At 65.4% G+C, this 24947-nt stretch carries 24 protein-coding genes; 23 read left to right on the top strand and 1 reads right to left on the bottom strand.

The window, feature by feature from the left end:
• Positions 1-13: 13 nt before the first annotated feature.
• The 21 genes from QO014_RS06595 to QO014_RS06495 all read left to right on the top strand — a co-directional run bounded on the left by QO014_RS06595 (position 14) and on the right by QO014_RS06495 (position 22588).
• Positions 14-784: a maleate cis-trans isomerase family protein gene (locus QO014_RS06595; protein WP_266347883.1), complete on the top strand. Its 771-nt coding sequence runs from the start codon at positions 14-16 to the stop codon at positions 782-784.
• Complete coding sequence (locus tag QO014_RS06590; RefSeq protein ID WP_266347882.1) at positions 784-1773, top strand: asparaginase; 990 nt, start codon at positions 784-786, stop codon at positions 1771-1773. Before QO014_RS06595 ends, QO014_RS06590 begins: the two co-directional genes overlap by 1 nt.
• Before the next feature lie 12 nt (positions 1774-1785).
• Positions 1786-2682, top strand: coding sequence for a polysaccharide deacetylase family protein (locus QO014_RS06585; protein ID WP_266347881.1), 897 nt, complete (start codon positions 1786-1788; stop codon positions 2680-2682).
• Positions 2683-2694: 12 nt separating this feature from the next.
• Positions 2695-2985, top strand: a complete 291-nt coding sequence (locus QO014_RS06580; RefSeq protein WP_266347880.1) for a hypothetical protein — start codon at positions 2695-2697, stop codon at positions 2983-2985.
• A complete protein-coding gene (locus QO014_RS06575; RefSeq protein ID WP_266347879.1) occupies positions 2982-4013 on the top strand; it encodes a CobW family GTP-binding protein in 1032 nt (343 codons plus the stop codon). The genes QO014_RS06580 and QO014_RS06575 overlap by 4 nt, the downstream gene beginning before the upstream one ends.
• Positions 4014-4252: 239 nt before the next feature.
• Positions 4253-5704: an NAD(P)-binding domain-containing protein gene (locus QO014_RS06570; protein ID WP_266347878.1), complete on the top strand. Its 1452-nt coding sequence runs from the start codon at positions 4253-4255 to the stop codon at positions 5702-5704.
• Between the two features lie 27 nt (positions 5705-5731).
• A complete protein-coding gene (locus QO014_RS06565) occupies positions 5732-6757 on the top strand; it encodes a hypothetical protein (protein ID WP_266347877.1) in 1026 nt (341 codons plus the stop codon).
• Between the two features lie 176 nt (positions 6758-6933).
• Entirely contained in the window at positions 6934-7908 is a 975-nt protein-coding gene (locus QO014_RS06560; protein ID WP_266347876.1) for a substrate-binding domain-containing protein, read from the top strand.
• A gap of 80 nt (positions 7909-7988) precedes the next feature.
• The gene (locus QO014_RS06555; RefSeq protein WP_266347875.1) at positions 7989-8954 is read left to right on the top strand and encodes an AraC-like ligand-binding domain-containing protein; all 966 of its coding nucleotides are present in this window, start codon (positions 7989-7991) and stop codon (positions 8952-8954) included.
• Between the two features lie 233 nt (positions 8955-9187).
• Positions 9188-10132 carry an isopenicillin N synthase family dioxygenase gene (locus QO014_RS06550; protein WP_266347874.1) on the top strand — a complete coding sequence of 315 codons (945 nt, stop codon included), beginning with the start codon at positions 9188-9190 and terminating at the stop codon, positions 10130-10132.
• A 170-nt stretch (positions 10133-10302) separates the two neighbouring features.
• Positions 10303-11679 carry an aminotransferase gene (locus QO014_RS06545; protein WP_266347873.1) on the top strand — a complete coding sequence of 459 codons (1377 nt, stop codon included), beginning with the start codon at positions 10303-10305 and terminating at the stop codon, positions 11677-11679.
• A 177-nt stretch (positions 11680-11856) separates the two neighbouring features.
• A complete protein-coding gene (locus QO014_RS06540; RefSeq protein WP_266347872.1) occupies positions 11857-13020 on the top strand; it encodes a histone deacetylase-like amidohydrolase in 1164 nt (387 codons plus the stop codon).
• 1 nt (position 13021) lies between these two features.
• Positions 13022-14470: an aldehyde dehydrogenase family protein gene (locus QO014_RS06535; RefSeq protein ID WP_370877116.1), complete on the top strand. Its 1449-nt coding sequence runs from the start codon at positions 13022-13024 to the stop codon at positions 14468-14470.
• Between the two features lie 70 nt (positions 14471-14540).
• Positions 14541-15881 (top strand): 8-oxoguanine deaminase, encoded by a 1341-nt coding sequence (locus QO014_RS06530; protein WP_266347870.1) that lies wholly within the window; start codon positions 14541-14543, stop codon positions 15879-15881.
• Entirely contained in the window at positions 15881-16345 is a 465-nt protein-coding gene (locus tag QO014_RS06525; protein WP_266347869.1) for a VOC family protein, read from the top strand. The genes QO014_RS06530 and QO014_RS06525 overlap by 1 nt, the downstream gene beginning before the upstream one ends.
• 166 nt (positions 16346-16511) lie before the next feature.
• Positions 16512-17609: an NADH:flavin oxidoreductase/NADH oxidase gene (locus QO014_RS06520; protein ID WP_266347868.1), complete on the top strand. Its 1098-nt coding sequence runs from the start codon at positions 16512-16514 to the stop codon at positions 17607-17609.
• A 2-nt stretch (positions 17610-17611) separates the two neighbouring features.
• Positions 17612-18691 carry an aldo/keto reductase gene (locus QO014_RS06515; RefSeq protein ID WP_266347867.1) on the top strand — a complete coding sequence of 360 codons (1080 nt, stop codon included), beginning with the start codon at positions 17612-17614 and terminating at the stop codon, positions 18689-18691.
• Positions 18682-19632, top strand: coding sequence for a nucleoside hydrolase (locus QO014_RS06510; RefSeq protein ID WP_266347866.1), 951 nt, complete (start codon positions 18682-18684; stop codon positions 19630-19632). The genes QO014_RS06515 and QO014_RS06510 overlap by 10 nt, the downstream gene beginning before the upstream one ends.
• 222 nt (positions 19633-19854) lie before the next feature.
• Entirely contained in the window at positions 19855-20427 is a 573-nt protein-coding gene (locus QO014_RS06505) for an ECF transporter S component (RefSeq protein ID WP_266347865.1), read from the top strand.
• A gap of 232 nt (positions 20428-20659) precedes the next feature.
• On the top strand, positions 20660-21541 hold the full coding sequence (locus QO014_RS06500) for a 2OG-Fe(II) oxygenase family protein (RefSeq protein ID WP_266347864.1): 882 nt from the start codon (positions 20660-20662) through the stop codon (positions 21539-21541).
• An 84-nt stretch (positions 21542-21625) separates the two neighbouring features.
• Positions 21626-22588 carry a nucleoside hydrolase gene (locus QO014_RS06495; protein ID WP_266347863.1) on the top strand — a complete coding sequence of 321 codons (963 nt, stop codon included), beginning with the start codon at positions 21626-21628 and terminating at the stop codon, positions 22586-22588.
• A gap of 12 nt (positions 22589-22600) precedes the next feature.
• On the opposite strand, the gene QO014_RS06490 is transcribed toward QO014_RS06495, so the two are convergent.
• Positions 22601-23071 carry a hypothetical protein gene (locus QO014_RS06490; RefSeq protein WP_266347862.1) on the bottom strand — a complete coding sequence of 157 codons (471 nt, stop codon included), beginning with the start codon at positions 23069-23071 and terminating at the stop codon, positions 22601-22603.
• Between the two features lie 249 nt (positions 23072-23320).
• On the opposite strand from QO014_RS06490, the gene clcA reads away from it, so the two are divergent.
• Positions 23321-24622 (top strand): H(+)/Cl(-) exchange transporter ClcA, encoded by a 1302-nt coding sequence (gene clcA, locus QO014_RS06485; protein WP_266347861.1) that lies wholly within the window; start codon positions 23321-23323, stop codon positions 24620-24622.
• A complete protein-coding gene (locus QO014_RS06480) occupies positions 24622-24930 on the top strand; it encodes an antibiotic biosynthesis monooxygenase family protein (protein ID WP_266347860.1) in 309 nt (102 codons plus the stop codon). The genes clcA and QO014_RS06480 overlap by 1 nt, the downstream gene beginning before the upstream one ends.
• Positions 24931-24947: the final 17 nt, after the last annotated feature.

The following is a 24947-nucleotide window of genomic DNA, read 5'->3' as shown; positions in this document are numbered from 1 at the left end:
CGTCTGGCTCCCGATGACCGATACCCTTCTCACCGCTCCCGCGCCCCATGTTGCGGCGCCATCCAGGATCAAGCGCATCGGCCATATTACGCCGTCGTCCAATACCGCCCTGGAGCCACTGACCTATGCGATGAACCGGGGGCTCGAACATCAGCTCGCGCATCATTTCACGCGCATTTCGGTCACCCATCTGGCGCTATCGGCGAGCTCGGAGGCCCAGTTCCAGCTGGAGCGCATGCTGGCCGCCGCCCGGTTGCTGGCGGACGCACCTCTCGACGCGCTGGTCTGGAACGGCACGTCGGCGAGCTGGCGTGGGCTCGAGAATGATCTGAGGCTCTGCGAGGCGATCACCCGCGAGACGGGCATTCCGGCCACGACGTCGACGCTCGCCTTCTACAACGCCTTCCACGAGAAGGGTTACAAGACGGTCGGCCTGGCGCTGCCCTATATCGAGGAGATCTCGGCGCAGATCGCCACGGAATATGCCAAGCAGGGCTTCCCGGTGACCGGATCGTCCTCGCTGGGCCTCCTCGCCAATGTCGATATCGGCGCGGCCGAGCCCGACGCTATCCGTGGCGTGCTGCGCGGCGCGGCGAAGGAGAAGCCCGACTGCATCGCCGTCGTCTGCACCAATTTCAACGCGACCGAACTCGTCGAGGAGATGGAGGCCGAACTCGGCATTCCGATCGTCGATTCGATCGCGGTCACCTTCTGGGAGGCGGCGCGCGTTGCCGGCGTCGACGTCAAGGCGCCCGGCTGGGGCAAGCTCCTGGCGGGCGAATAATGGCCGGCGCGAACGTCGTCGTCCTGACCACAGGCGGGACCATCGCCTCCAACCATGATGTCCAGTCCGGGTCGGTCCAGGTCCGGCTCGATGCCGGAGCGCTCCTGGCCAGCGTGGCGGCGGACGGACTGCCGGCCATCGAGGCGCGCGGCATCTTCTTCAAGAGCAGCTTTGCCCTTACGCTCGACGACGGCCTCGCCATCGTCCGTGCGATCAAGGCGGAACTGGCGCGCGACGAGGTTGCCGGCGTGGTCGTGACGCATGGCACCGATACGATGGAGGAGACGGCCTTCCTCGCCGATCTCCTGATCGCGCCGGGCAAGCCGGTCGTCTTCACCGGCGCGCAACTTGCCGCCGATCATCCGGGCGCGGATGGGCCGCGCAACATCGCCGATGCGATTCGCGTCGCCGCCGCGCCGGCCGCCATCGGGCTCGGTGCGCTGATCGTCTTTGACGGCGACATTCTCGCGGCGCGCGACGCGACCAAGCGCCATACCTCGCAATTGCACGCCTTCGCGGCACCGGGACGTGGTCCGCTCGGCATCGTCATGCGCGGCGCCGTGCACATCACCCACAGGCCGGCGTCCTATGAGCGCTTCGGCGTCGAGGCGCTGGCCGAGCCGGTCGATCTGATCACGCTCGCTATGGGCGGAGGCGATCGCCTGCTCCGCGCCGCGGTCGAGACCGGCGCCAGGGGCATCGTGCTGAACGCCACCGGGCTCGGCAATGCGGCGCCGCCGATCACCGCCTATGTCGGCGAACTGGTGGCGTGCGGCCTTCCCGTTGTCGTCACCTCGCGCTGCGGCGAGGGGCGCGTCGCGCCGGTCTATGGCGCGGGCGGCGGCGTCGATCTCGAAAAGGCCGGAGCCATTTTCGCCGGCGACCTGAACGGGCCAAAGGCACGGCTTTTGCTGGCTCTGGCGCTGGCGCAGCCCGAGCCGCGCAATATTGCCGAATTGATTGCGTCGGTCGTCGACGCCGAACCCTAGAGGAGCTTGATCATGGCCAAGGAAATCTTCGTAGCTTACGGCGTCGATGTCGACGCGGTGGCGGGCTGGCTCGGCTCCTATGGCGGCGAGGACAGCCCCTGCGATATCTCGCGCGGCGTCTTTGCCGGCGAGGTTGGAACGCCGCGCCTGCTGCGCATGTTCGATCGCTTCGGCATCAAGACGACGTGGTTCGTGCCCGGCCATTCGATCGAGACCTTCCCGGACGAGATCAAGGCCGTCGCCGCCGCCGGCCACGAGATCGGCATGCACGGCTATTCGCATGAAAATCCGCTGATCATGACGCCGGATCAGGAAGAGGCGGTGATCGACAAGTCGATCGCGCTGATCACCGAGCTGCAGGGCCGGCCGCCGTCGGGCTATGTCGCGCCCTGGTGGGAGTTCTCCAATGCGACCATCGAGCTGCTGCTGAAAAAGGGCATCCTCTACGATCACAGCCTGATGCATAACGACTTCTTCCCCTACTATGCCCGCACGGGCGAGAGCTGGACGAAGATCGACTACAGCCAGCCGGCCGAGACCTGGATGAAGCCGATGAACCGCGGCACGGATACCGATCTCGTCGAGATTCCGGCCTCCTGGTATCTCGATGATCTGCCGCCGATGATGTTCATGAAGGCGGCGCCGAACAGCCATGGCTTCGTCAACCCGCGCGATATCGAGCAGCTCTGGCAGGACCAGTTCGACTGGGTCTATCGCGAATATGACTATGCCGCCTTCACGCTGACCATCCATCCCGATGTCTCGGGCAAGCCGCAAGTGCTCCAGATGCACGAGCGGCTGTTCGCGCATATGTCGAAGCATCCGGGCGTGAAGTTCGTGACCTTCGAGGAAATCGCCAAGGATTTCATCAAGCGCTACCCGAAGGGCGCCCCGAAGCCGACGCCGTAGGACGGCGCGGCGATGTGCGGCTTCTGCGGCTCGTTTTCCGAACGGCATTGGAGTGCGGCGCCGGTTTCCGGCGCCCGTCCGACGCTGGCGCGGCTCAACGTCGCGCAGATCGCCGGCAGGCTCACCGCTGCCGGCGGCGTGCGGCTCGTCGCCTGGGGCGATCGCTTCCAGTTGACGGGCCGGACCGGCCGCACGGCGCTCGCCGCCAATCTCTCGGAGATATGGCAGGCGACGGACCGCCTCGGCAAGGCCATCGATCCGCTCGATGAGGCGCTGCTCGATCGGCTCGAGGCCGGCGCATGAGCGCGGTGCTGCCGCCGATCGTCGTCGATGTGCTCACGGGCTTTCTCGGAGCGGGCAAGACGACCTATCTGCGGCGGCTGCTCGATGCCGGTGCGCTCGCCGATACGGCCATCCTCGTCAACGAGTTCGCCGATCTTCCCGTCGATCAACGGCTCGTCGGGGCTACGGGTTCGCTGACGGCGGTGCTCGCCGGCGGGTGCCTCTGCTGCGCTATTGACGGCGACCTGAAGGAGGGCCTGCTCGGGCTCATCCAGCAGCGCGCCGATGGCACGGTGCCGCCCTTTGCCCGCATCCTGGTCGAAACCTCGGGCATTGCCGATCCGGCGCCGGTCGCGGGCACGATCCTGGGCGATCGGCAGTTGCAGGCGCGGCTGCGCTTCGGCGGGACGGTCACGGTGGTCGATCTTCTCAACGTCGCCGAGACATTGGCGACGCAGGAGGAGGCTTTGGCGCAGATCATCGCGGCCGATCGCATCGTGCTATCCAAGGGCGATCTCGTCGATGATGCGCGGCGCGCCGAGGCCGTGGCGGCGATCGGCGCGATCAACCCGCTCGCGCCGATCGTCGATGCCGAACCGCGTCCCGGAGAAAGGCTCAATCCGTGGCGCACTATCGGCTGGACCACGCCGACGGCTCCGCGTCGCGCAGCCTTCCAGGCCGTGGCGCAGGCCGGCGATCGACACAATGGTCTCGGGGCGTTGGTCCTGACATGGCCGGAACCAGTCGATTGGGCGGTCTTCGCCACCTGGCTCTCGGCGCTGCTGCATCGCCATGGCGCCCGCATCCTGCGCGTGAAGGGCCTGATGCGGATCGCGGGCGAGACTGAGCGCGGGCCGGTCGTGATCCAGGGCGTGCGCCATGTCGTCTATGCCCCGGAACATCTTGCTGATGCCGATGACGTCGTCGGGGCCGAGTTCGTGATGATCGTGCGCGATCTCGATCCGGCGCTGATCCGTCGCTCGTTCGAAGCGTTCATGGCCCTCGGCCAACGGGCCGGGGAGACGCAACGCGGAGCGCGCGCATCGTGACGCTATGGAGGGCAGACTGCCTTTCGAATGGGCAGCGGATCGCGCTGGGCGGTTTTCGGCGCCAACGCTGCCCTGACTGGTACGGCGATTGCTTATGACGACAACGGTTTCGAGTGACCGGAAAACCGGATCGAGCCGTCCTCACACCACGACAGACGCGAAGCGGTGCGCCCTGGACGGCGTCTCGCTGGCGGAATTCCGCCGGTCATTCGTGGTTCTTGCTGATTGAGGTTGGATCGATGTCGAAGGAAGTCTCGGGACTGGACGAACTGGCGGAGCGCGCGCGCTTCGAACTGGACTGCGTCAACTATCCCGCGCGCGAATGGGCGCTGCCGCGCGAGTTCGACGGCGTGCCGGTGCATGACGCCGTGATCGTCGGCGGCGGCCAGAACGGCCTTGCCGTGGCCTTCCGTCTCCTTCGCGAGCGCGTCACCAATATTCGCGTGCTCGACAAGAGCCCCGCCGGCCTGTCCGGTCCCTGGGTGACCTTCGCGCGCATGCATACGCTGCGGACACCGAAGACTGTCTCCGGGCCGGAACTCGGCATTGCCAGCCTCTCCGTCCGCGCCTGGTACGAGGCGAAATTCGGCAAGGAGGCCTGGGCTGGGCTCGGCAAGATCCCGCGCGGCCATTGGCATGATTATATCGGCTGGCTGCGCGAGACCGTCGGCATCGACGTCACGCATGACGCCGAGATCATCGACATCGAGCCGCTCGCCGATGGCATCCTCGCCGTGCACGCGCGGATCGGAGGCACGGTCGAGCGCGTGCTGGCGCGCAATGTCGTGCTCGCCACCGGCATTGAGGGCTCGGGCCGCTGGATGGTGCCGAACATGATCCGCAATGCGCTGCCGCGCGAGCGCTATGCCCACACCTCCGAGGCGATCGACTTTGCGGCGCTCGCCGGCAAGCGCGTTGCCGTCATCGGCGCCGGCGCCTCGGCCTTCGACAATGCGGCCATGGCGCTGGAACATGGCGCGGCATCGGTGGTGAGCTTCGTGCGGCGCAAACAGCTGCCGAAGATCAACCCCAATCGCTGGATCGAATTTGCCGGCTTCATGCGCCATTTCACCGATCTCGACGATCGGCGGAAATGGGCCTTCATGAAGACCATCTTCGACATGAACCAGCCGCCGCCGCAGGATACGTTCGAGCGCTGCACGCGCTTCGACCAGTTCGACCTGCATCTGGCAAGCCCGATCGATGCGATCGCCTTCGAGGATGACGAAATCCGGCTGACGACGCCTGATGGCACCTATGCCTTCGACTTCCTGATCGTCGGCACCGGCTTCGGCGTCGATCTCGCCGGGCGGCCCGAGCTTGCCCGTTTTGCCGACAAGATCGCGCTCTGGTCCGACCGCTATACGCCGGAACCGGGAGAGGCGAGCGCGACCATGGGTGGCTATCCCTATCTGACCTCGAACTTCCAGTTCACCGAGAAGGTCGAGGGCACGGCACCCTTCCTGAAGAACATCTTCAACCATACCTTCGGCGCCATGATGAGCCTTGGCGGCGCGGCCGGCATCTCGCAGCTGAAATTCAGCACCGACCGCATCGCCTATGGCATTACGCGCAATCTCTTCCTCGACGACGCCGACGCCTATATTGCGAGCCTCAAGGCGTATGACGTCGCCGAGCTCGACACCTCCGCCTTCGAGGCGAAGCGCGATCCTGCCTCCGAGGCCGCATGAGGCCTCCTCTCCCGCCACAGGTCATCCATGGTTACCGTTGAAAACCGCGAACAGCGCATCCGCGAATCCACGTCCAAGATCGAGAGCCCGTTCGTTCTCGATCCGACGCTGTGTCTCTACAGCCCGCAGGACAATGTCGATGCGCTGACCCATCCGCGCATCGCCGAATGGCTGGATTTCATCGGTTCCGACTATGAGCCCCAACTGCCGGAGGCCGAGCGGCGGGTGCTGCTCTTCATGCCCTGCACCAAGACCAAGCCCTATCCGTTCTCCACCGAGCATCAGGCGATCAACCAGCGCCTGCTCGACAGCGGCTTCAAGCCCACGGAGCGGCTCTATCTGCCGCAGGAATTGCAGGCGCGGCTGGAGCCGGGTTTCTCGCCCGAGGTGCTGAACATCTCGCCGCTCTCGGACGGCAAGGGCACGGTGATCCACCGCATGGTGATCTCGGAGCCGATGGCGGTCGTGCCCTATGAGCACATCGCCGAATATCAGGGCAAGAAATCGCCGGCGACCGCCTATGACGATCCGGGCCTGTTCGAGAAGCGTGGCAATGCGGTTTCGCCCTGGCGGGAGAACTCGACCGCGACGCAGGTTTCCGCCACGCGCTGGAAATGGGGCGACGAGGAGCGGCGGCACTACGTGCTGATGCACAATGTCATGGCCGATGTGCTGGCGAAGTTTATCGCGCGTGTCGGCCATCACTATACCGACATCGTCGCCTGGGTGGCGCCGGGCCTGACGCATCGCAGCTTCGTCATCGGCAAGGGCGAGCGCTCGTCCAACAAGGTCGTGGCGACCCGCCTGGTCGGCAAGGAGCGCATGGCGCTGATCGGCGCCAATGATCATCTCGGCCCGGAGCAGGCGATCGAATGCCTGCCGACGCTCGACCAGTGCAAGGACGCCGTCGAGCGTCTGGCCGCACGGCTCAATATCGATATCGGCCATGCCACCGGCATCTATGCGCGCGGCGGGGCCAATGCGACGCCGCTCGCTTTGCCGGAGATGCTGGACAATTTGGTGGCGCGGATAGGCCGGGGCACGGCGGCTTGAGGCGATGCGAGAGGATAATCCGCTCCTCCGTCATCCCGGGCGAAGCGAAGCGCAGACCCGGGATCCATCCAGCCGGGGCCTGACGATGGAAGACCCGGGCTGAATGGATCCCCGCTTTCGCGGGGATGACGGAAAGGCTGGAGCATTCGGGTGATAGTTGGAAAGCGAGTTTGTGAATGACCGAACTGGTTCTGAAGATCGGCGTCAGCGACAGCGACCGGACGCGGCCTATCGCCAATGGCGAAGTCGCGATCGAGGGCGTCAAGGCCGATGTCACCTTCATGGGCGTGCAGGCGCTCTTCAATCAGCAATTGACCAAGCATTCCTTCGATTGCTGCGAATTCCCGCTCGCGACCTATCTGAGAACGCTGGAGCGCCCCGACCGGCCCTATCTCGCCGTGCCGATCTTCCCCTCGCGCCATTTCCGCTATTCGAGCGTCTTCATCAATACGACCAAGGGCATCGAGAAGCCGGCCGATCTGGCGGGCAAGCGGATCGGCATCTCGGTGTTCGACATGGCCGCCGCCGTGTGGCTGCGCGGGATCTTCGAGGATCACCACGACCTGCCGCGAACGGCGCCGATCTATGTCGCCGGCGGGCTCGAAGTGCCACGCACGGGCGACGAGCATCCGCAATTCTATCCCGATCGCTTCAAGCACGAGGAACGGCTCGACAAGAGCCTGGCGCAACTTCTGGCCGAAGGCGAGATCGACGCGCTCTATACGGCACGTGCGCCCTCCACCTGGCCGTCGCCGACGGTTGCCCGCCTCTATGAAGACCCGATGCCGGCGGAACTCGCTTATTTCGACAAGACCGGCATCTTCCCGCCCATGCATGTGCTAGCGATCAAGCGCCCGCTCGCCGAGGCCAATCCCGGCCTCGCGCGTGCCGTGTTCGAGGCCTTCGCCAAGGCGCAGGAGATTGCGCGCGCCAAGCTCTATGACGCCGTGGCGCTCTCCACCATGCTGCCCTGGCAGCTCGAAAGCCTGCTTTTCGCGGAGAAGCGGCTCGGCAAGGACTATTGGCCAGTGGGCTTCGCGAAGAACAAGGCGATGCTCGAGATCATCATCCGCTATATGCAGGAAGACGGTCTGGTCACGACGGCGTTCAAGCCGGAGGATCTGTTCGAGGGCGACATTCTGGAGACGTGACGCCGGGTCGGCCGGGCGCGGGTCTATTGCCCGACCAGGCCCGGCCATGGTGATGTTGGGCGGGACAGGCGGAGCGCGGCATGATCGAGATGGCAGGCGGTTGGCAGGGTCTTTCAACGGATCTCGTGCCCCCGTGCGAACGGCTCGATTACTGGCGCGAGGCGACCAACAGCCTGTTTCCGCCGACGCGCCTCGCCCGCCCGAGCTATGAGGGCTTCTATGGGCAGGTCTCGTGGCTCCGGATCGGCGAGGTGACGCTCGCCGACATCGTCTCGACCAGCCTGGAAGTCACCCGTTCGGAGCGCGAGATCCGCGGGCAGGATGATCGCTGGTTCGAGGCCACGATCCAGGTCGAGGGCGAGGGCGCCTTTTCGCAGGACGGGCGCGATGTCGTGACCGGCCCGCGCTCCATGGTGCTCTATGACAGCCGCAAGCCCTATGCGATGCGGTTCGATGGCCCCTACCGCCAGCTTTCGCTCAAGGTTCCGCGCGCCGCTCTCCGCGAAAGGCTGCCCAATGCCGATGCGCTCGTGGCGCGGCATGTTCCGGCCTCCGGCATTCCCGGTCGCTTCATCTATGATCTGGCCGCCGGCCTCTGCGATGCGCCGGAAGCTCTGCCCGAGCCGATCGCCTCCCGGCTGGAGGCCCATCTGCTCGACCTGCTCGCGACGGCGCTGCTCGGCGCCGATGCGCCCGCTGCCGCCTCGCCCGGCCGCCTCTCGCAGCTCGAACGGGTGAAGCGTTATATTCTCGCCCATCTCGACGATCCCGATCTCGACCCGCGCGAGATTGCCGGCGCCAACCGCATTTCGCTGCGCTCGCTCTACGAACTGTTCGAGACCGAGGATATGCAGGTCGCCCGCTTCATCCAGGCGCAGCGCCTTGATCGCATCCGCCGCGATCTCGCCGATCCGCTGAAGCGCGCGCTGCCGATCAGCACCATCGCGCTCGATCGTGGCTTCAAGGACATCTCCCATTTCAGCCGCGCCTTCCGCCGGCAATACGGCATGGGGCCGAGGGCGTTCCGGAACGGGCGGGTGAACTGAGGGCGTTCATGTTCATGCTGTAGCGCAAGCCGCCAGGATGGATCGGGCGCCAGGTCGGCGCGCGAATTTTGTGTACGCCCAGAGCGGAATTCGGCTCTATCGAAGAGCGCCGAGATCGTGAAGGGTTTGCCCGGTCGGCTGTCAGGGCCGGTCCCGACGGCGATAATCCGCGTGAGTGGCAGGCGTCGTTCGTCCTCCTCGTTTCCACCCTTATCTGGCGCATGAGAAGAGCAATGTCCGAACTGCCCATCATCGATTTTTCCGGCATGTATTCGGCGGATATCGAATCCCGTCGGGCGGTGGCGCGCCACGTCCGCGCGGCTTGCCTGGAGAATGGCTTTTTCTATCTGAGCCATACCGGTGTCACCGCGGATCAGACCGAGCGCGTGCTGGCGGCGGCGCGTCAATTCTTTGATCTGCCCGAGGCGGTGAAGCTCACCATCGACAAGAGCCAGTCGAATTGCGGCCGTGGCTATGAGCGGATGGGGGGACAGAGGCTGGAAGCCGGGGCCCAGGCCGACCGCAAAGAGGCCTTCATGATGGGCACGGAACTGCCGGCGGATGACCCGCAGCTTGCCGGCCTGTCGCATTATGGGCCGAATCTTTGGCCCGAGGGCATGGATGCGTGGCGCGCCGAGATCGAAGGCTATCGCGCAGCGATGATCGCGCTCGCCCATAGGATCATGGCTTGCCTCGCCTTGTCGCTCGACGTGGCCGAGGACTATTTCGATCCCTGCTTCGTCGATTCGATTTCCTCCCTCCGGCTCCTGCACTATCCGCCACAGCCGGCCAATGCCGGCGCGGATGCGCGCGGGGCCGGCGCCCATACGGACTGGGGCGCGATCACTATCCTGCTGCAGGACGATGTCGGCGGATTGCAGGTCAAGGACGGCGACGATGGCTGGATCGACGCGCCACCCATTCCCGGCGCCTTCATCATCAATCTCGGTGATCTGGTGCCGCGCTGGACCAACGGCCTCTACCGCTCGACGACCCACCGCGTCATCAACCGCTCCGGTCGCGAGCGTTATTCGATCCCGTTCTTTTTCGACGGTCGCGGCGATTATGTCTCGGAGACGATCCCGACCTGCCTCGCGCCCGGCGAACTGCCGAAATTCACGCCGCTTTCGGTCAGTGAGCACCTCGCCCACATGCTCAGCAGCACGCGGGCCATGTGAGCGTCTTCGGGCCTGCCCATTCGGGGAGGGGGTGGGCTCGTTATCCCCGTCGATGCTTCGCACGCAGAGCCAAGTTTTTGCGCGTGCGGCGTCATGGTCGCCGCACGGCAAAACCCGCATCACTTCGGTCAATATCGGCGCACCATGCCGAACGATCTTCGAGGTGAGAGATGGCGTTCAAGGAACTCGACACGGCAGGCTGGCAGGCGCTCGACAGCGCACATTACCTGCACCCCTTCACCGATCATGCGAACCTCGCCAAGACCGGATCGCGCGTCGCGGTGCGCGGCGAGGGCGTCTATGTCTGGGACAATAATGGCGACCGCATCATCGACGGCCTCTCCGGCCTCGGCTGCGTGAATATCGGCTATGGTCGGCCGGAGCTCGCCAAGGCCGTCTATGACCAGATGCTCGACCTCTCCTATTGCCAATCCTTCTTCAACACGACGCATCGCTCCGCCGTCGAACTGGCCGATACGCTCACCTCGATGCTGCCCGAGGGACTGAACCATGTGTTCTTCCAGTCCTCCGGCTCCGAGGCGAACGAGACGGCCGTCCGCCTGATCCGCAAATATTGGGATCTGGTCGGCCGGCCGGAAAAGCGCGTCATCATCGCGCGCGAACTCGCCTATCACGGCTCGACCCATATGGCGGCGAGCCTCTCCGGCATCACGCCGATGCACTATGCCGGCGGCGACCTGCCGCTGCCGGGCATTGCGCGCATCAACACGCCCTACCAGTATCGCCACGGCGCCAACATGACGGCCGATGATTTCGGCGTCGTCGCCGCGCGCTGGCTCGAAGACAAGATCCTGGAGATCGGGCCCGAAAATGTCGCGGCCTTCTTTGCCGAGCCCGCCCAGAGCGCCGGCGGCGCGATCTGCCCGCCCATGACCTACTGGCCGGAAGTGCAGCGGATCTGCCGGAAATACGATGTGCTCCTGGTCGCCGACGAGGTCGTCTGCGGCTTCGGCCGCACCGGCGACTGGTTCGGCTGCTATCATTACGGCTTCGTCCCGGACATCATGCAGCTCGGCAAGGGTCTGACCTCGGGCTATCTGCCGCTTTCGGCCTGCGTCATCTCCGACCGCATCACCGATGTGCTGATCGGCCTCGGCGGCGAGTGGGCGCATGGCTACACCTATTCGGGCCATCCGGCCTGCTGCGCCGTCGCGCTCGAGAACATCCGCATCCTCAGGGAGGAGAAGATCGTCGAGAACGCCAAGGCCGAGCTGGTGCCCTATTTCAAGGCCAAGCTCGAGACCTTCGTCGATCATCCGCTGATCGGCGATGTGCGCTCGGTCGGGTTGATGGGCGGGCTCGAGATCGTCAAGGACAAGAAGACCGGCGAATCCTACCTCTATGAGGAGCATATCGGCCCCTATTGCAGCGCCGAGGCGATGAAGCGGGGCCTCGCCTTCCGCGCCAATGGCGACACGATGAGCCTGATGCCGCCGCTGGTCATCACCAAGGACCAGCTCGACACCGTCTTCGACATAGCACGCGAGGCGCTCGACGCGACGGCGAAGCATCTGGGGAAGATGTGAGGTCGTGACGGACATCCGCGAAGCGTCCGAATAGCAGCCGTCATGGCCGGGCTTGTCCCGGCCATCCACGACTTGCTTTCGACGTCACGGATGCGCCGGCCTTGCAAGCGAGGCGTGGATGGCCGCAACAAGTGCGGCCATGACGGAGGCTAAATGACCGGAGACCGCACTAGACCCATGATGTCTGCATCCGTTAGCCGCCTCCCCACCGGCCTCGTCTGGCACGAGCTGCTGATGTGGCACGACACGAACCTGCTCGCCGGCTTCCTGAAGGCCGGGCGCGGCGTGGTCGAGCCGGACGAGCCATCGGAGAGCGCGGCGAGCAAGCGGCGGATCAAGAACCTGCTCGACGTCGCGGGCCTCACTGAACAGCTCGCATGGGTCAAGCCGCGGCCGGCGACCGACGCAGAGCTGACGCGCGTCCATGCGCCGGCCTACCTCCGCGCGTTGAGAAAGCTCTCGGCCGGCGATGGTGGCGACGCATCCCTCGGCGCCTTTGGCGGCGATACGCCCTTTGGCCCTGGCGGCTTCGAGATCGGCATTCTCGCGGCCGGCGGGATGCTGGAGGCGGTCGATGCGATCGTCGAGGGGCGGATCGCCAATGCCTATGCGCTGGTGCGCCCGCCCGGCCATCATGCCGTTCGCGAGCACGGCTTCGGTTTCTGCATGTTCAATCACGGCGCGCTCGCCGCCCGTCATGCCCAGGAAAAGCACGGGCTGAAGCGGATCGCGATCGTCGATTGGGATGTGCATCACGGCAATGGCGCCGAGCAGATCTTCTGGGAGGACCCGTCGGTCTTCACCCTTTCGATCCATCAGGACGGCGCCTATCCGCCGCGTTCCGGCCCGATCGATGCGCGCGGGGCAGGGGCCGGGTTCGGCGCCAATCTCAACGTGCCGCTGCCGCCGGGTTCCGGCGTCGGCGCCTATGAGGCGGTGATGGACCGGGTCGTGATCCCGGCGCTGCACCGGTTCAAGCCGGACATGATCATCGTCGCCTGCGGCTTCGACGCCGGCGCCTATGATCCGCAGGCGCGGATGATGCTGCATTCGGATGCGTTTCGCGGCATGACGCGTCGGGTGATGGAGGCGGCCGACACGCTCTGCGGTGGGCGGCTGCTGCTGACGCATGAAGGCGGCTATCATCGCCCGTCAGTGCCGTTCTACGGTCTCGCCGTGGTCGAGCAGCTTTCGGGCCTGAAGGGGACGGTCGAGGACATATTCGTGCCCATGATCGAGGCGATGGCCTATCAGGCCTTGCAGCCGCATCAGGACGCGGTGATCGCGGCGGCCGAGCGGCTCGTCGCGGATATTGGACAAGAGGCTGGTAGTGGTGGTTGAGGTGCGGCCTTTGGGCGATACGACGAAATTCTACATCAATGGCGCATGGGTCGACCCGGTCAGCCCCCGCTTGCATGACGTGATCAATCCGGCGACGGAAGAGCCGGCCGGCACGATCAGCCTCGGCAGCGCGGCCGATGTCGACCGCGCCGTGGCCGCCGCCCGCGCCGCCTTTCCCGCATTCGCCGCAACCAGCGTCGCCGAACGGCTGGCGCTCTTCGCCCGCATCGTGGAGCGCTTCAAGGCGCGGCAGGCCGACCTCGCCGCTGCCGTGACGGCCGAGATGGGCGCGCCGAAATGGCTCGCCTGGGATATCCAGACCGCGTCGTCGATCATCTATTTCGAGGATGCGGCCGCCGTCCTCAAGGATTTCGCGTTTGAGACGCTGAAGGGGCCGACGCTCATCACCCATGAGCCGATCGGGGTCTGCGGCCTGATCACGCCGTGGAACTGGCCGCTCAACCAGATCGTCACTAAGCTCGCCCCGGCGCTCGCCGCCGGTTGCACGGTCGTGCTGAAGCCGAGCGAAGTCTCGCCGCTTTCGGCGCTGATCCTGGCGCAAGTGATGGACGAAGCCGGCGTGCCGCCCGGCGTGTTCAACCTCGTCAACGGCACTGGACCAGAGGTCGGTCACGCGATCTCGGCGCACCCGGATATCGACATGGTGTCGTTCACCGGCTCGACGCGCGCCGGCGTCCAGGTTGCGAGGGACGCGGCCGAGACGGTCAAGCGCGTGCATCAGGAGCTTGGCGGCAAATCGGCCAATATCGTGCTGCCGGATGCCGATATGGACCTCGCGATTACCGATGGCGTGAAGCGCTGCTTCATCAATTCCGGCCAGTCCTGCATCGCGCCGACGCGCATGTTCGTGCATCGCGATCAGCAGGCCGACGTGATCGAGCGGGCGAAGGCGGTGGCGGCGTCGGTCGTGGTCGGCGACCCGACCTTGTCGACGACGACGATGGGCCCGCAGGCCTATGGCGGGCAGTATCGCAAGGTGCAGGGCCTGATCGAGGCCGGCATTGCCGAAGGTGCGACGCTCATCGCCGGCGGTCCGGGCCTGCCGAGCGGGCTCAATCGCGGCTTCTACACGCGGCCGACGATCTTCGCCGATGTCGATCCCGACATGACCATCGCGCGGCAGGAGATCTTCGGGCCGGTTCTGTCGATCCTCACCTATGAGAGCGAGGCGGAGGCGATCCGGCTCGCCAACGACACGCTCTACGGCCTCGCCGGCTATGTCTATTCGCGTGATCTGCAGCATGCCCGCGACGTGGCTTCCAGGATCCGCGCCGGCCGCATCTTCATCAACAACCCGCCCTTCGATTTCAACGCCCCCTTCGGCGGCTACAAGCAATCCGGCAATGGCCGCGAACTGGGCGAGCACGGCATGCGGGAGTTCCTGGAGGTGAAGGCGGTGCTGGGCTATGCGGTGGGGGAAGCGTCTTGAGTGCCATCGTGCCGGTGACGCACGCTCCGCTTAACCCGCCCGCAAGGGGCGGGTTCAGAAGGAGCCCTTCATGAAAACCTGGCTGAAAGACCCGATCGCCGTGATGGCCGACGGTGCCGAGCGCGGGCTCGTCGTCGAGGACAGCCGCATCGTCGAGCTGGTCGGGCCGGGCGGTCCTGAGTCGGCTTACGACCAGGTTTTCGATGCGTCGCGCCACGCGATCATTCCCGGCCTCGTCAATACGCATCATCATTTCTTCCAGACGCTGACCCGCGCCCATCCGGACGCGATCAACAAGGAGCTCTTTCCCTGGCTCAAGACGCTCTATCCGCTCTGGGGTGATCATCTGAACCGCGATCGCTTCCGCCTCGCGGTTCGCGTCGCGCTGACGGAACTCTTGATGTCGGGCTGCACCACGGCGTCGGATCATCTCTTCGTCTTCGCCGCCGACATGGCGGATGCCGTCGACATCGAGGCGGAGGAAGCGGCCAGGCTCGGCATGCGCATCACGCTGACGCGCGGCGCGATCAATCTCGGCTCGAAGAGCGGCGGCATCGCCGATGAGCGGCTGATGCAGGACTACGACACAGTGCTCGCCGATTGCGAGCGGGTGCTCGCAAAATATCATGACCGCCGCGAGGGCGCGTTCAGTTGCGTGGCGCTCGCGCCCTGTGCCCCGTTCAACGTCACCAAGCAGTTGATGATCGATACGGCGGGACTAGCGGAGACATATGATTGCCGCCTGCACACCCATCTCGGCGAAACCTTCGACGAGGACGAATATTGCCTCGCCCATTTCGGCTGCCGGCCGCTCGACTATCTGGAGGAAGTCGGCTGGATGAGCGAGCGCGTCTGGCTCGCCCATGGCATCCATTTCAACGATGAGGAGGTCAAGCGGCTCGGCAAGCATCGGATCGGCGTCTGCCATTGCCCGACCTCGAACATGGTGCTCGCCTCCGGCATCTGCCGCACCAAGGAACTGGAGGAAGCCGGCGCGATCGTCGGTCTCGGCGTCGATGGCTCGGCCTCGAATGACAGTTCCAATCTGATGGAGGGTGTCCGCCACGCGCTGATGATCGGCAGGCTGCGCTATGGCGCGTCCGAGGTTACCCATCTCGATGCGCTGCGCTGGGCCACGGAGGGCTCGGCGAAATGCCTCGGCCGCGAGGATATCGGCACCATCGCTGTCGGCAAACAGGCGGATCTGGCGCTGTTCACGCTCGACGAGCTGCGCTTCTCCGGCGCGGGCGATCCGCTCGCGGCACTCGTGCTCTGCGGCGCCCACCGCGCTGATCGCGTCATGATCGGCGGTGATTGGCGCGTCGTCGACGGCGCGCCGGTCGGCGTCGACATTGCCCGGTTACGTCATGAGCACGGCCTCGCGGCGCGCGCTTTCCTGGAGGCGCTCTGATGGCAGGCCTTCTCTCCGGCGCGGACATCCGGTGGCATCACGCCTCGCTGACGGTGAGCGCCATCGATCCGGCTGTCCGCTTCTTTGGTGATGTCTTCGGCTTCGAGATCGATTTCCTCGAACGCGGCATGGCGGATGACATTGCGAAGCTGACGGGTAAGCCCGGCCTCGTCTGCGATTTCGTGCAGATGAGGAGCGCGAGCTTCGCCATGGTGCTCGAATTCATCGCTTTCCGCTCGGAGGTCGATGCGATCCCCGAGGGTGACAGCGTGCCGTGGCGGCCGGGGGCGGGCCATGTCTGCTTCCATGTGCCGGATTTCGATGTGGCGGTCGCGATCGTGGTCGAGAACGGCGCGCGCATCCTCGGCGAGCCGATCAGCTTTCCCGGTGGCCGCTCGATCTATGCCCAAGCCCCCGGCGGCGCCTTCTTCGAGCTCGAATATTTCCCGGGAGCGGAGGGATGAGCCATCCGGTTCGTCTTTCCAAGCGTCATCAACACCCGCTCTCCGTCATCCCCGCGGAAACGGGGACCCATTCATCCACCAGGCGGCGGAAGCTGAATGGATCCCGGGTCAAGCCCGGGATGACGGCGGTGCGTGGTGCGGGATCGGTGCCGAACAGGAATCAAGTATGACATCTCTCTTTACGCCGTTCAGCATCAGGGGCGTGACCTTCAAGAACCGGATCGTCGTCTCGCCCATGTGCCAATATGCGGCCGTGGATGGCTTCGCGACCGATTGGCATTTCGAGCATCATGCGCGCTTTGCGCTCGGCGGTGTCGGCGGCGCGCTGGTCGAATCGACCGGCATCCTGCCCGAGGGCCGGATCACACCGGATTGCCTCGGCCTGTGGGACGACAGGCACATAGAGGGCCTGTCGAGGATCGTCGGCACCTACCATCGTGAGGGCGCAGCGATCGGGATCCAGATCAGCCATGCCGGCCGCAAGGGCAGCTCGACGCCGCCCTGGGATGGCGGCTGGGCGCTGCCGGTCGATGATCCGCGCGCCTGGCAGACGGTGGCGCCGTCGCCGATCGCCTATCACGAGGAATGGCCCGTCCCGCACGCGCTCGACACCGACGAGATCGCATCGATCACCGAGGCCTTCGTGGCCGCAGCGAAACGGGCTGTCGCCGCCGGCTTTGATTTCGTCGAAATCCATGGCGCGCATGGCTACCTGCTGCATTCTTTCGTCTCGCCGATTTCAAACCAGCGGACGGATCAATATGGCGGCTCGGCGGAAAACCGCATGCGCTTCTCCGTCGAGGTCGCGGCGGCGATCCGCAAGGCGATCCCCGACGACATGCCGCTCTTCTATCGCGCCTCCTGCATCGACCGTGTGCCCGATGCCGGGCTGACGCTGGACGATGCCGTTGCGCTCGCCAAGGCGCTGAAGGCTGTCGGCGTCGACCTGGTCGATTGTTCGGCCGGCGGCATTCTGGTGCGCACCAATCCCGGCCATATCAGCGAGAGCCCGGGTTTCCAGGTCACGTTTGCCGAACGGGTGAGGCGCGAGGCCGAGATCCCGACCATGGCGGTCGGCTTCATCACCGAGCCAGACCAGGCGGAGGCGATCATCGCGTCCGGTCAGGCCGATCTGGTTGCGCTCGGCCGCGAAATGCTGGCCGATTCCAATTTCGCCTATAGCGCGGCGCTGACGCTCGGATTCGACAAGCCGGATTTCGTGCTGCCGCAGCGCTATGCATTCTACCTGCAGTTCAGGAGATAGGCATGGCAAAGCCGCTTCCGCTGGTTCCCCTCGGCCGCTCCGGCATTACCGTCTCCCGCGTCGGCTTCGGTTCGGCACCGCTCGGCGATTTCTTCGAGAAGCTCGACGAGAAGACCGCGATTGCGACGGTCGAGGCGGCCTTCGCCGCCAGTATCACGCTGGTCGACACCTCGCCGCACTATGGCAACGGACTGGCCGAGCACCGGATCGGCACGGCGCTTCGAACCGTGCCGCGCGACAGCATCGTCATCTCGACCAAGATCGGCCGGGTGATGCAGCCGCGTGCGCCAGCGGGTGGGAGGCATCCGCCGGCGCGCGGCTTCGTCGGCAGCCTGCCGCACAAGCCCGCTTTCGATTACTCCTATGACGGCGTGATGCGCTCGTTGGAGCAGTCGCTGCTGCGCCTCGGCACGGACCGGATCGACATTCTCCTCGTCCATGACATCGATGCCTGGTCGCAGGGCGAGGACATGGTCGAGTCGCGCTATCGCGAGACGATGGATAGCGGCTATCGCGCGCTCGACGAGCTTCGCTCGGCCGGCGTCGTCAAGGCGATCGGGCTCGGCCTCGATGATCATGACTGGTGCGAGCGCTTCCTGCGCGAGGGCGATTTCGACGCCGTGCTGCTCGCCGGCCGTTATTCGCTGCTCGAGCAGCCGGCGCTGGCGACGCTGCTGCCGCTGGCGCTCGAAAAGGGCGTTGGCATCATGCTCGGCGGCATCTTCAATTCCGGCATTCTCGCCACCGGCGCCGTTCCCGGCGCGCGCTACAATTACGAGGCCGCGCCGCCGGAAATCATGGAGCGCGTGGCGAAGATCGAGGCTGTGTGCCGGTCGCATGGCGTGCCGCTGGCGCGCGCGGCGGTCCAGTTCGCGCTCGGCCATCCCGCCATCTCGACGCTGGTGCTGGGGGCTGTTCAGCCGGCTGAAATCGCGCGTAATTTAAGCGCCATCGAAGAATCGGTTCCCGCCGGCCTCTGGAGCGATCTGAAGACCGAGGGACTGCTTGATCCAGCCGCACCGGCTCCGAAAGAAGAGCCGGCTCAATCGAACCTTTCCCAGGAGCCGACCGCATGCCCTTGAACGAAGCCGCCAAGACGCTCTGGATCGACACCGATACGGGCTCCGACGACGCTGTCGCGCTGGTCATCGCCTTCAAATATCCCGGCATCGAGATTGCGGGCATTTCGGTCGTCGCCGGCAATCTCGGCCATGACAAGGCGATGCAGAACGCGCTCTACACGCGCGAGATCTGCGGCGCCGAGCATGTGCCGGTCTATGTGGGCCTCGGCAAGCCGCTGCTGCGCGCGCCCTTCCACGCCGAGAACGTGCATGGCATCGACGGCATGGGCGATATCGGCCTGCCGCTCACCGGCCGCGTGCCGAATGAGGGCCACGGCATCGACAAGATGATCGAGGCGATCCTGGCCCGCCCCGGCGAGATCACGTTGGTGACGCTCGGCCCCCTCACCAACATTGCCGTGGCGCTGGCGCGCGAGCCGCGCATCGCCGAGGCGGTCAAGCATTGCGTCATCATGGGCGGCATCGGCGATGGCCCCGGCAATGTGACGCCGACGGCGGAGTTCAACATCTATGCCGATCCCGATGCGGCGCGGATGGTGTTCCGGTCCGGCATGAAGTTGGTCATGTGCGGCTGGGAGGTGTCCTGTCGCTATGCGGTGGTCGAGCCGGAGGATACGGCGGAGCTGAAGCGCATCGGCGGCAAGCTGGGCGATTTCTGCGTCGACATCCAGAAGTGCCTGATCGAGTTCTCGACCAAGATCTCGGGCCTGCCGGGCATCGATCTGCCCGATCCGATCACCATGGCGATCGCGCTCGATCCGAGCCTCGTGACGAAGTGCGGCGATTATTACGTCGAAGTGGTCAACCAGGAAGGGCCGACGCTGGGCCAGACCGTGGTCGATCGCAAGAACGCGCTCGGCAAGGCGCCGAACGCGACGGTGATCGACGTCGCATCGCGCGAAGGGTTCATGAACATGCTGCGGGCGAGCGTGACCGCCTGAGGGCGGTCTCGCTTCCGGAGAAGATGACGTAATTGCAACGGGCAGGTGCGGGGGCTGGGATCTGCCGGAACGTTGTTGGTAGCCGAAGGCCGGTATCGTCCTCGCCGAAACCGGATTTGTCGCGTTCCAGCTCTTTGCCGGCTCGGTTCATGGCCCGGTGATTGGTTGGTTTTGACGGATTTTCCGCTCGATCCTCGTGCAATTATTTCTTCGGAGACAATCATGCAGTTTACGACCAAGACCCTCGTGCTGATGGCCGCGGCCATCGTCATCAATATCGTCGTCGGGCAGATCGTCGCCTGGGTGAAGCTGCCGCTTTTCCTGGATTCGATCGGCACCGTGCTGGTCGCCATCCTCGCCGGGCCGCTCGCCGGCGCGGTGGTGGGCACGGTCAGCAATCTGATCTGGGGCCTGCTCTTCAATCCGGTCGCCGCGGCCTTCTTCCCCGTCGCCCTCGTCATCGGCCTGACCGCCGGCATCTGCGCGCGCTACGGCCTTTTCGCCAATCTCGGCAAGGCAATCGTTTCGGGCCTGATCATCACGATCACCAGCACGATCGTCTCGATCCCGATCGTCGTCTATATGTTCGGCGGCGTCACCGGCTCGGGCACGGATTTCATGACGACCTACATGCTCGCCATGGGCACCGAACTGATCAATTCGGTCTCGATCTCGAATCTCGTGCAGAACATCCCCGACAAGGTCATCACGGCCGTCGTCGCTTATGTCATCGCGAGCGGCCTGCCGAAGAACATGACCTCGGGCATGCCGTTCTTCGCCTATTCCCGGCCCTGACCGGCGCCCAGCGCCCCACGGGTCCGTTCAGACTGGCTCAGCTTGGTAGCGCTCTTCGGGGTGGATCCGGGCGTTTGCGCTGATGGCCGGGGCTTTTTAGCCCCGGTCAATTTGTGGGCATGAGGAGTCAGTTCCCGCTTGAACAAGCGTCTTGCCGGCAACACACTGGCGCGTCGAACGGCTCGTGAATGAAGCCGGACCCATCACTCCACAGGGATCGCGAGGCAGGGACATGGCAACGCATTCAGCAGAAGAGACAATCGAGCCGGCCGAAGGCGTGGTTTCCTCGGTATCCTACAAGGATCCGGACGCGCCCAAGCTGTTCGCCGATTCGCTGCACCGCACCGGCTTCGGCGTCATTCGCGACCATCCGATCCCGCAGCCGATGGTCGAGGGCATCTACAAGGAATGGCTGGATTTCTTCCAGGACGACGCCAAGCACAAATACGCCTTCACGCGCGAGACGCAGGATGGCTTCTTCTCGCCGGAAATCTCGGAGACGGCCAAGGGTCACACCAAGCGCGACCTGAAGGAATTCTATCATCTCTACACCTGGGGCCGCTATCCGGCCGAGGTGTCGGACGCGGCCCGGCGCTATTTCGATCTCGCCTTCGACTTCGCGACCGAACTGCTCGGCTGGATCGAGGACAACACGCCGGCCGAGGTCAAGGCGAAGTTCAGCCGGCCCCTGCCGCAAATGCTGAGTGGGCCGCAGCACACGCTGCTCAGGGTGCTGCGCTATCCGCCCCTGACCGGCGACGAGGATCCGGAGGCGCTCCGCGCGGCCGCGCATGAGGATATCAACCTGATCACGCTGCTGCCGGCATCGAACGAGCGCGGCCTGCAACTGATCAACAGCAACGGCCAGTGGACCGACGTCCCCTCCGATTTCGGCTCGCTCATCATCAATGTCGGCGACATGCTGCAGGAGGCCTCGGGCGGCTATTACCGCTCGACGACGCACCGCGTGGTGAATCCGACGGGCGATGGCGCGCGGCGCTCACGCGTCTCGCTGCCATTCTTCCTCCAGCCCGATCCCGACGTCGTTCTCTCCGAGCGCTATACCGCTGGCTCCTATCTCGACGAGCGGCTGCGCGAACTCCGTCACAAATAGCAATCCGACATCTGACAATCAGAACAGATGGCGACCGGGCCGAACGGGCCCGGTCGATCCATTGTCCAGAAGGGCTGTGTTTTCATGAGCAAGATCAAGGTTATCTTCGATACCGATCCGGGTGTCGACGATGCGATGGCGCTTCTCTTCCTGCATTTCGCGCCGGAAGTGGACCTCGTCGGCATCACGACGACGCTCGGCAACGGGTCGATCGATACCACGACGCGCAACGTGCTCTATCTGACCGAGCGCTTCGGCATCGATGCGCCCGTCGCGCGGGGACCGGACACGACACTGCTGGGCGATGCGCCCGCGCCGGCCGATTTCGTCCATGGCAAGAACGGCCTCGGCGATATCGACCTGCCCGCCACGGTCGGCCGCACGGCTGACCCGCGCCCGGCCTTCCAGTTCATCATCGATACGGTCCGTGCCAATCCGGGCGAGATCGCGATCGTCGCGGTTGGCCGCATGAGCAATCTGGCGCTGGCGTTGCGGGCCGATCCGGAGATCGCAGGCCTCGTGAAGCAGGTCGTCATCATGGGGGGCGGCTTCGGCTATTTCGGCAATCTCGGCAATGTCTCGCCGGCGGCCGAGGCCAATATTCATGGCGATGCGCTTGCTGCCGATGAGGTCATGGGCGGCGCCTGGCCGATCACCGTGGTCGGCCTCGACGTGACGCAGCGCACCAACATGACGACCGAATTTCTCAAGGCGCTGGCGGATGACGGCGGCGAGGCCGGGCGCTTCATCTGGGACATCACGCGCTTCTACGAGGATTTTCATCACAAGTCGGGCGTGCCGAACATCTTCGTGCACGATTCCTCGGCCGTCGCCTATCTGCTGCAGCCATCGCTGTTCAAGACGCGGACCGGCGCGATCCGCGTCATCACCGAGGGGCTGGCGATCGGCCAGACGATCCAGAAGCCGGATGGCCGTGGCTTCCCGCCGAGCCCATGGGATGGCCGGCCGTCGCAGACGATCTGCGTCGATGTCGATTCCGAAGGGCTGCGCGATCTCTATCGCCGCACGATCCTGCGGGGCGCCTGAGGAAAGCGCCGCTCAGACGTGAGCGGCGTCGGGCTTGGGCGCGGCGTTGTGGTTGGCGTGATGCCCCATCCTCGGGATGGCATCACGCAACTGCGCGACGCGCTGGCCTTCCTCATAGACCGCCCGCGACGCATCGCGCCAGGCGAGCAGGAGCTGGCGGTTTTCCGGCGTGTCCTCGACGAGACGGTTCATGTCGACCTTCTCGCGCCGCTCGTTGCGGGGATTGTCGAGCTTGTTGACGACCCAGGCGCTGGTGCCGTCTCCATCGGCCATCACGACAAGGACGGGCGTGATCGAGAAGCCCGAATGGTCGAACAGGAAGGCCCGAGCATCGATCTTTCGCGATTCGGTCTCGGTCGTCTCGATCTTCGAGCGCAGCGTCGACAGCTTTTCGGCTTCGAGCCCCAACTGGGGGCACCGCCAAAGGTCGTCCTGCTCGGAATAAACGACGACGTAACCGTTATGCTCGGTGGTGATACTCATTGAACTCGCTTCATATGTTGAGCGACAGAGCCAGAGACGCGCGTCGCGGACCGGCTACAGGTATCTGTCCAGCGATCGCTCACCATGACGTTTGCGTCGATTGTGCGATGGTTGTGCCGCCGTGATCAAGAGCAGAGGTGCGCGCGGCGGTGGTATCCGGGGGTACTCAGGGTCATGCATGGACCAGAACGTCATATTTCGCCGGATTCCGGCCTGCCGAACGCGCTCTTGAACGCGGCGGAGGAAAACGTGGACGAACGCGATCGCTCGGGTGGATTCCTGGCGCTGGCGATTCTCGCGCCGGTTGTCGGAGCCCTGGCCGGACTGGTCGGAGCGCTCTTCCGGCTCTCGCTGGACGGTGCTGATTCGTTCCGCAATGGCATTGTGCTGCGCGCCCATGATCTCGGCCTCTTGGGGCTGCCGCTCGTCATGGTCCTGTGCGCGGCGGGTGCGTGGCTCGCCGCCTGGCTGGTGCGCTCCTATGCGCCTCCCGCATCGGGTAGTGGCATTCCCCATGTCGAGGCGGTGCTGCTCGGCCGTGTTCCGCCCGCGACGTTCAGCCTCATCCCGGTCAAGTTCTTTGGCGGCGTTCTGGCCATCGGATCCGGTCTGGCGCTCGGCCGCGAGGGACCCACCGTGCAGATGGGCGCGACGCTCGCCCATCTCGTCGGTCGCCTCTTCCGCGTCGCCTGGGCCGATAGCCGCGTGCTGCTCGCCGCGGGCGCCGGCGCGGGCCTCGCCACCGCCTTCAATGCGCCGATCGCCGGCGCCGTCTTCGTGCAGGAGGAGTTGGTCCGCCGTTTCGAACCCCGCATCGCGATTGCGGCCCTCGGTGCTTCGGCCACCGCGATCGGCGTTTCGCGCCTGATCCTCGGCGATGCGCCCGATTTCGAGATCAGCGCGCTCGCGGAGGCCCCGGGCTGGAGCATGCCGCTCTATGTGCTGCTCGGCGTCGCATCTGGTCTCATGGCCATCGCCTATAACCGGACGCTGCTCGCCTGTCTCGGCCTCGCCGGGCGGTTCGGCAACAGGCCGGAGATCGTCGCCGCCTTGATCGGCGCCGTGATCGGCGCGATCGCCTGGTTCGGCCCCGGCCTGGTCGGCGGTGGTGATCCGATCACGGCGCGCATGCTGCTCGGCGAGGGCACGCTCGCCATGCTGCCGCTCGTCTTCCTGCTGCGCTTCGGGCTCAGCACCACCTCCTATGCCGCCGGAACGCCGGGCGGGCTGTTCGCGCCGATGCTGGTGCTCGGATCGCAACTCGGGCTGTTCTTCGGCCTCGCCTGTGTCGCGCTCGTGCCGGGCCTCGATCTGGAGCCGCGCGGTTTCGCCGTGGTCGGCATGGCCGCGCTCTTCACGGGGATCGTCCGCGCGCCGTTGACCGGCATCGTGCTGGTCACCGAGATGACCGGCAGCGTCACGCTGCTCTTGCCCATGCTCGCCGCCTGCTTCGCCGCTATGCTGGTTCCGACCCTGCTGCGCGATCCGCCGATCTATGATTCGCTGCGCGACCGGATGCCGGGGCAGTCGCCTCCGAAGGAGCCCGATTGATGATCGTCGAGCACGCGCTCCTTACGGTGAAGCCGGGACAAGAGGCTGCATTCGAGGCCACGATGCGCGAGGCGGCGCCGCTGATCGCGGCAAGCGACGGCTTCCTCGGCATGGATGTGCGGCCGTCGATCGAGACGCCCGGCCGCTATCTGCTGCTCGTGCGCTGGCGGAGCGTTGCCGACCATGATCCGGGCTTTCGCGGATCGGATCGCTATCAGGGCTGGAAGGCGCTGCTGCATCATTTCTATGAGCCGTTCCCGCTCGTCGAGCACTATGGCGAGCCGGTCGCGGCTGTTGGCGAGCGTTAGGACTTTGTTAAGCACCG

This window comes from Kaistia dalseonensis (assembly GCF_030814715.1).
Lineage (GTDB): Bacteria > Pseudomonadota > Alphaproteobacteria > Rhizobiales > Kaistiaceae > Kaistia > Kaistia dalseonensis.
Note: the sequence above shows the minus strand (reverse complement) of the source record. Positions and strands in the feature narration are given on the sequence as shown.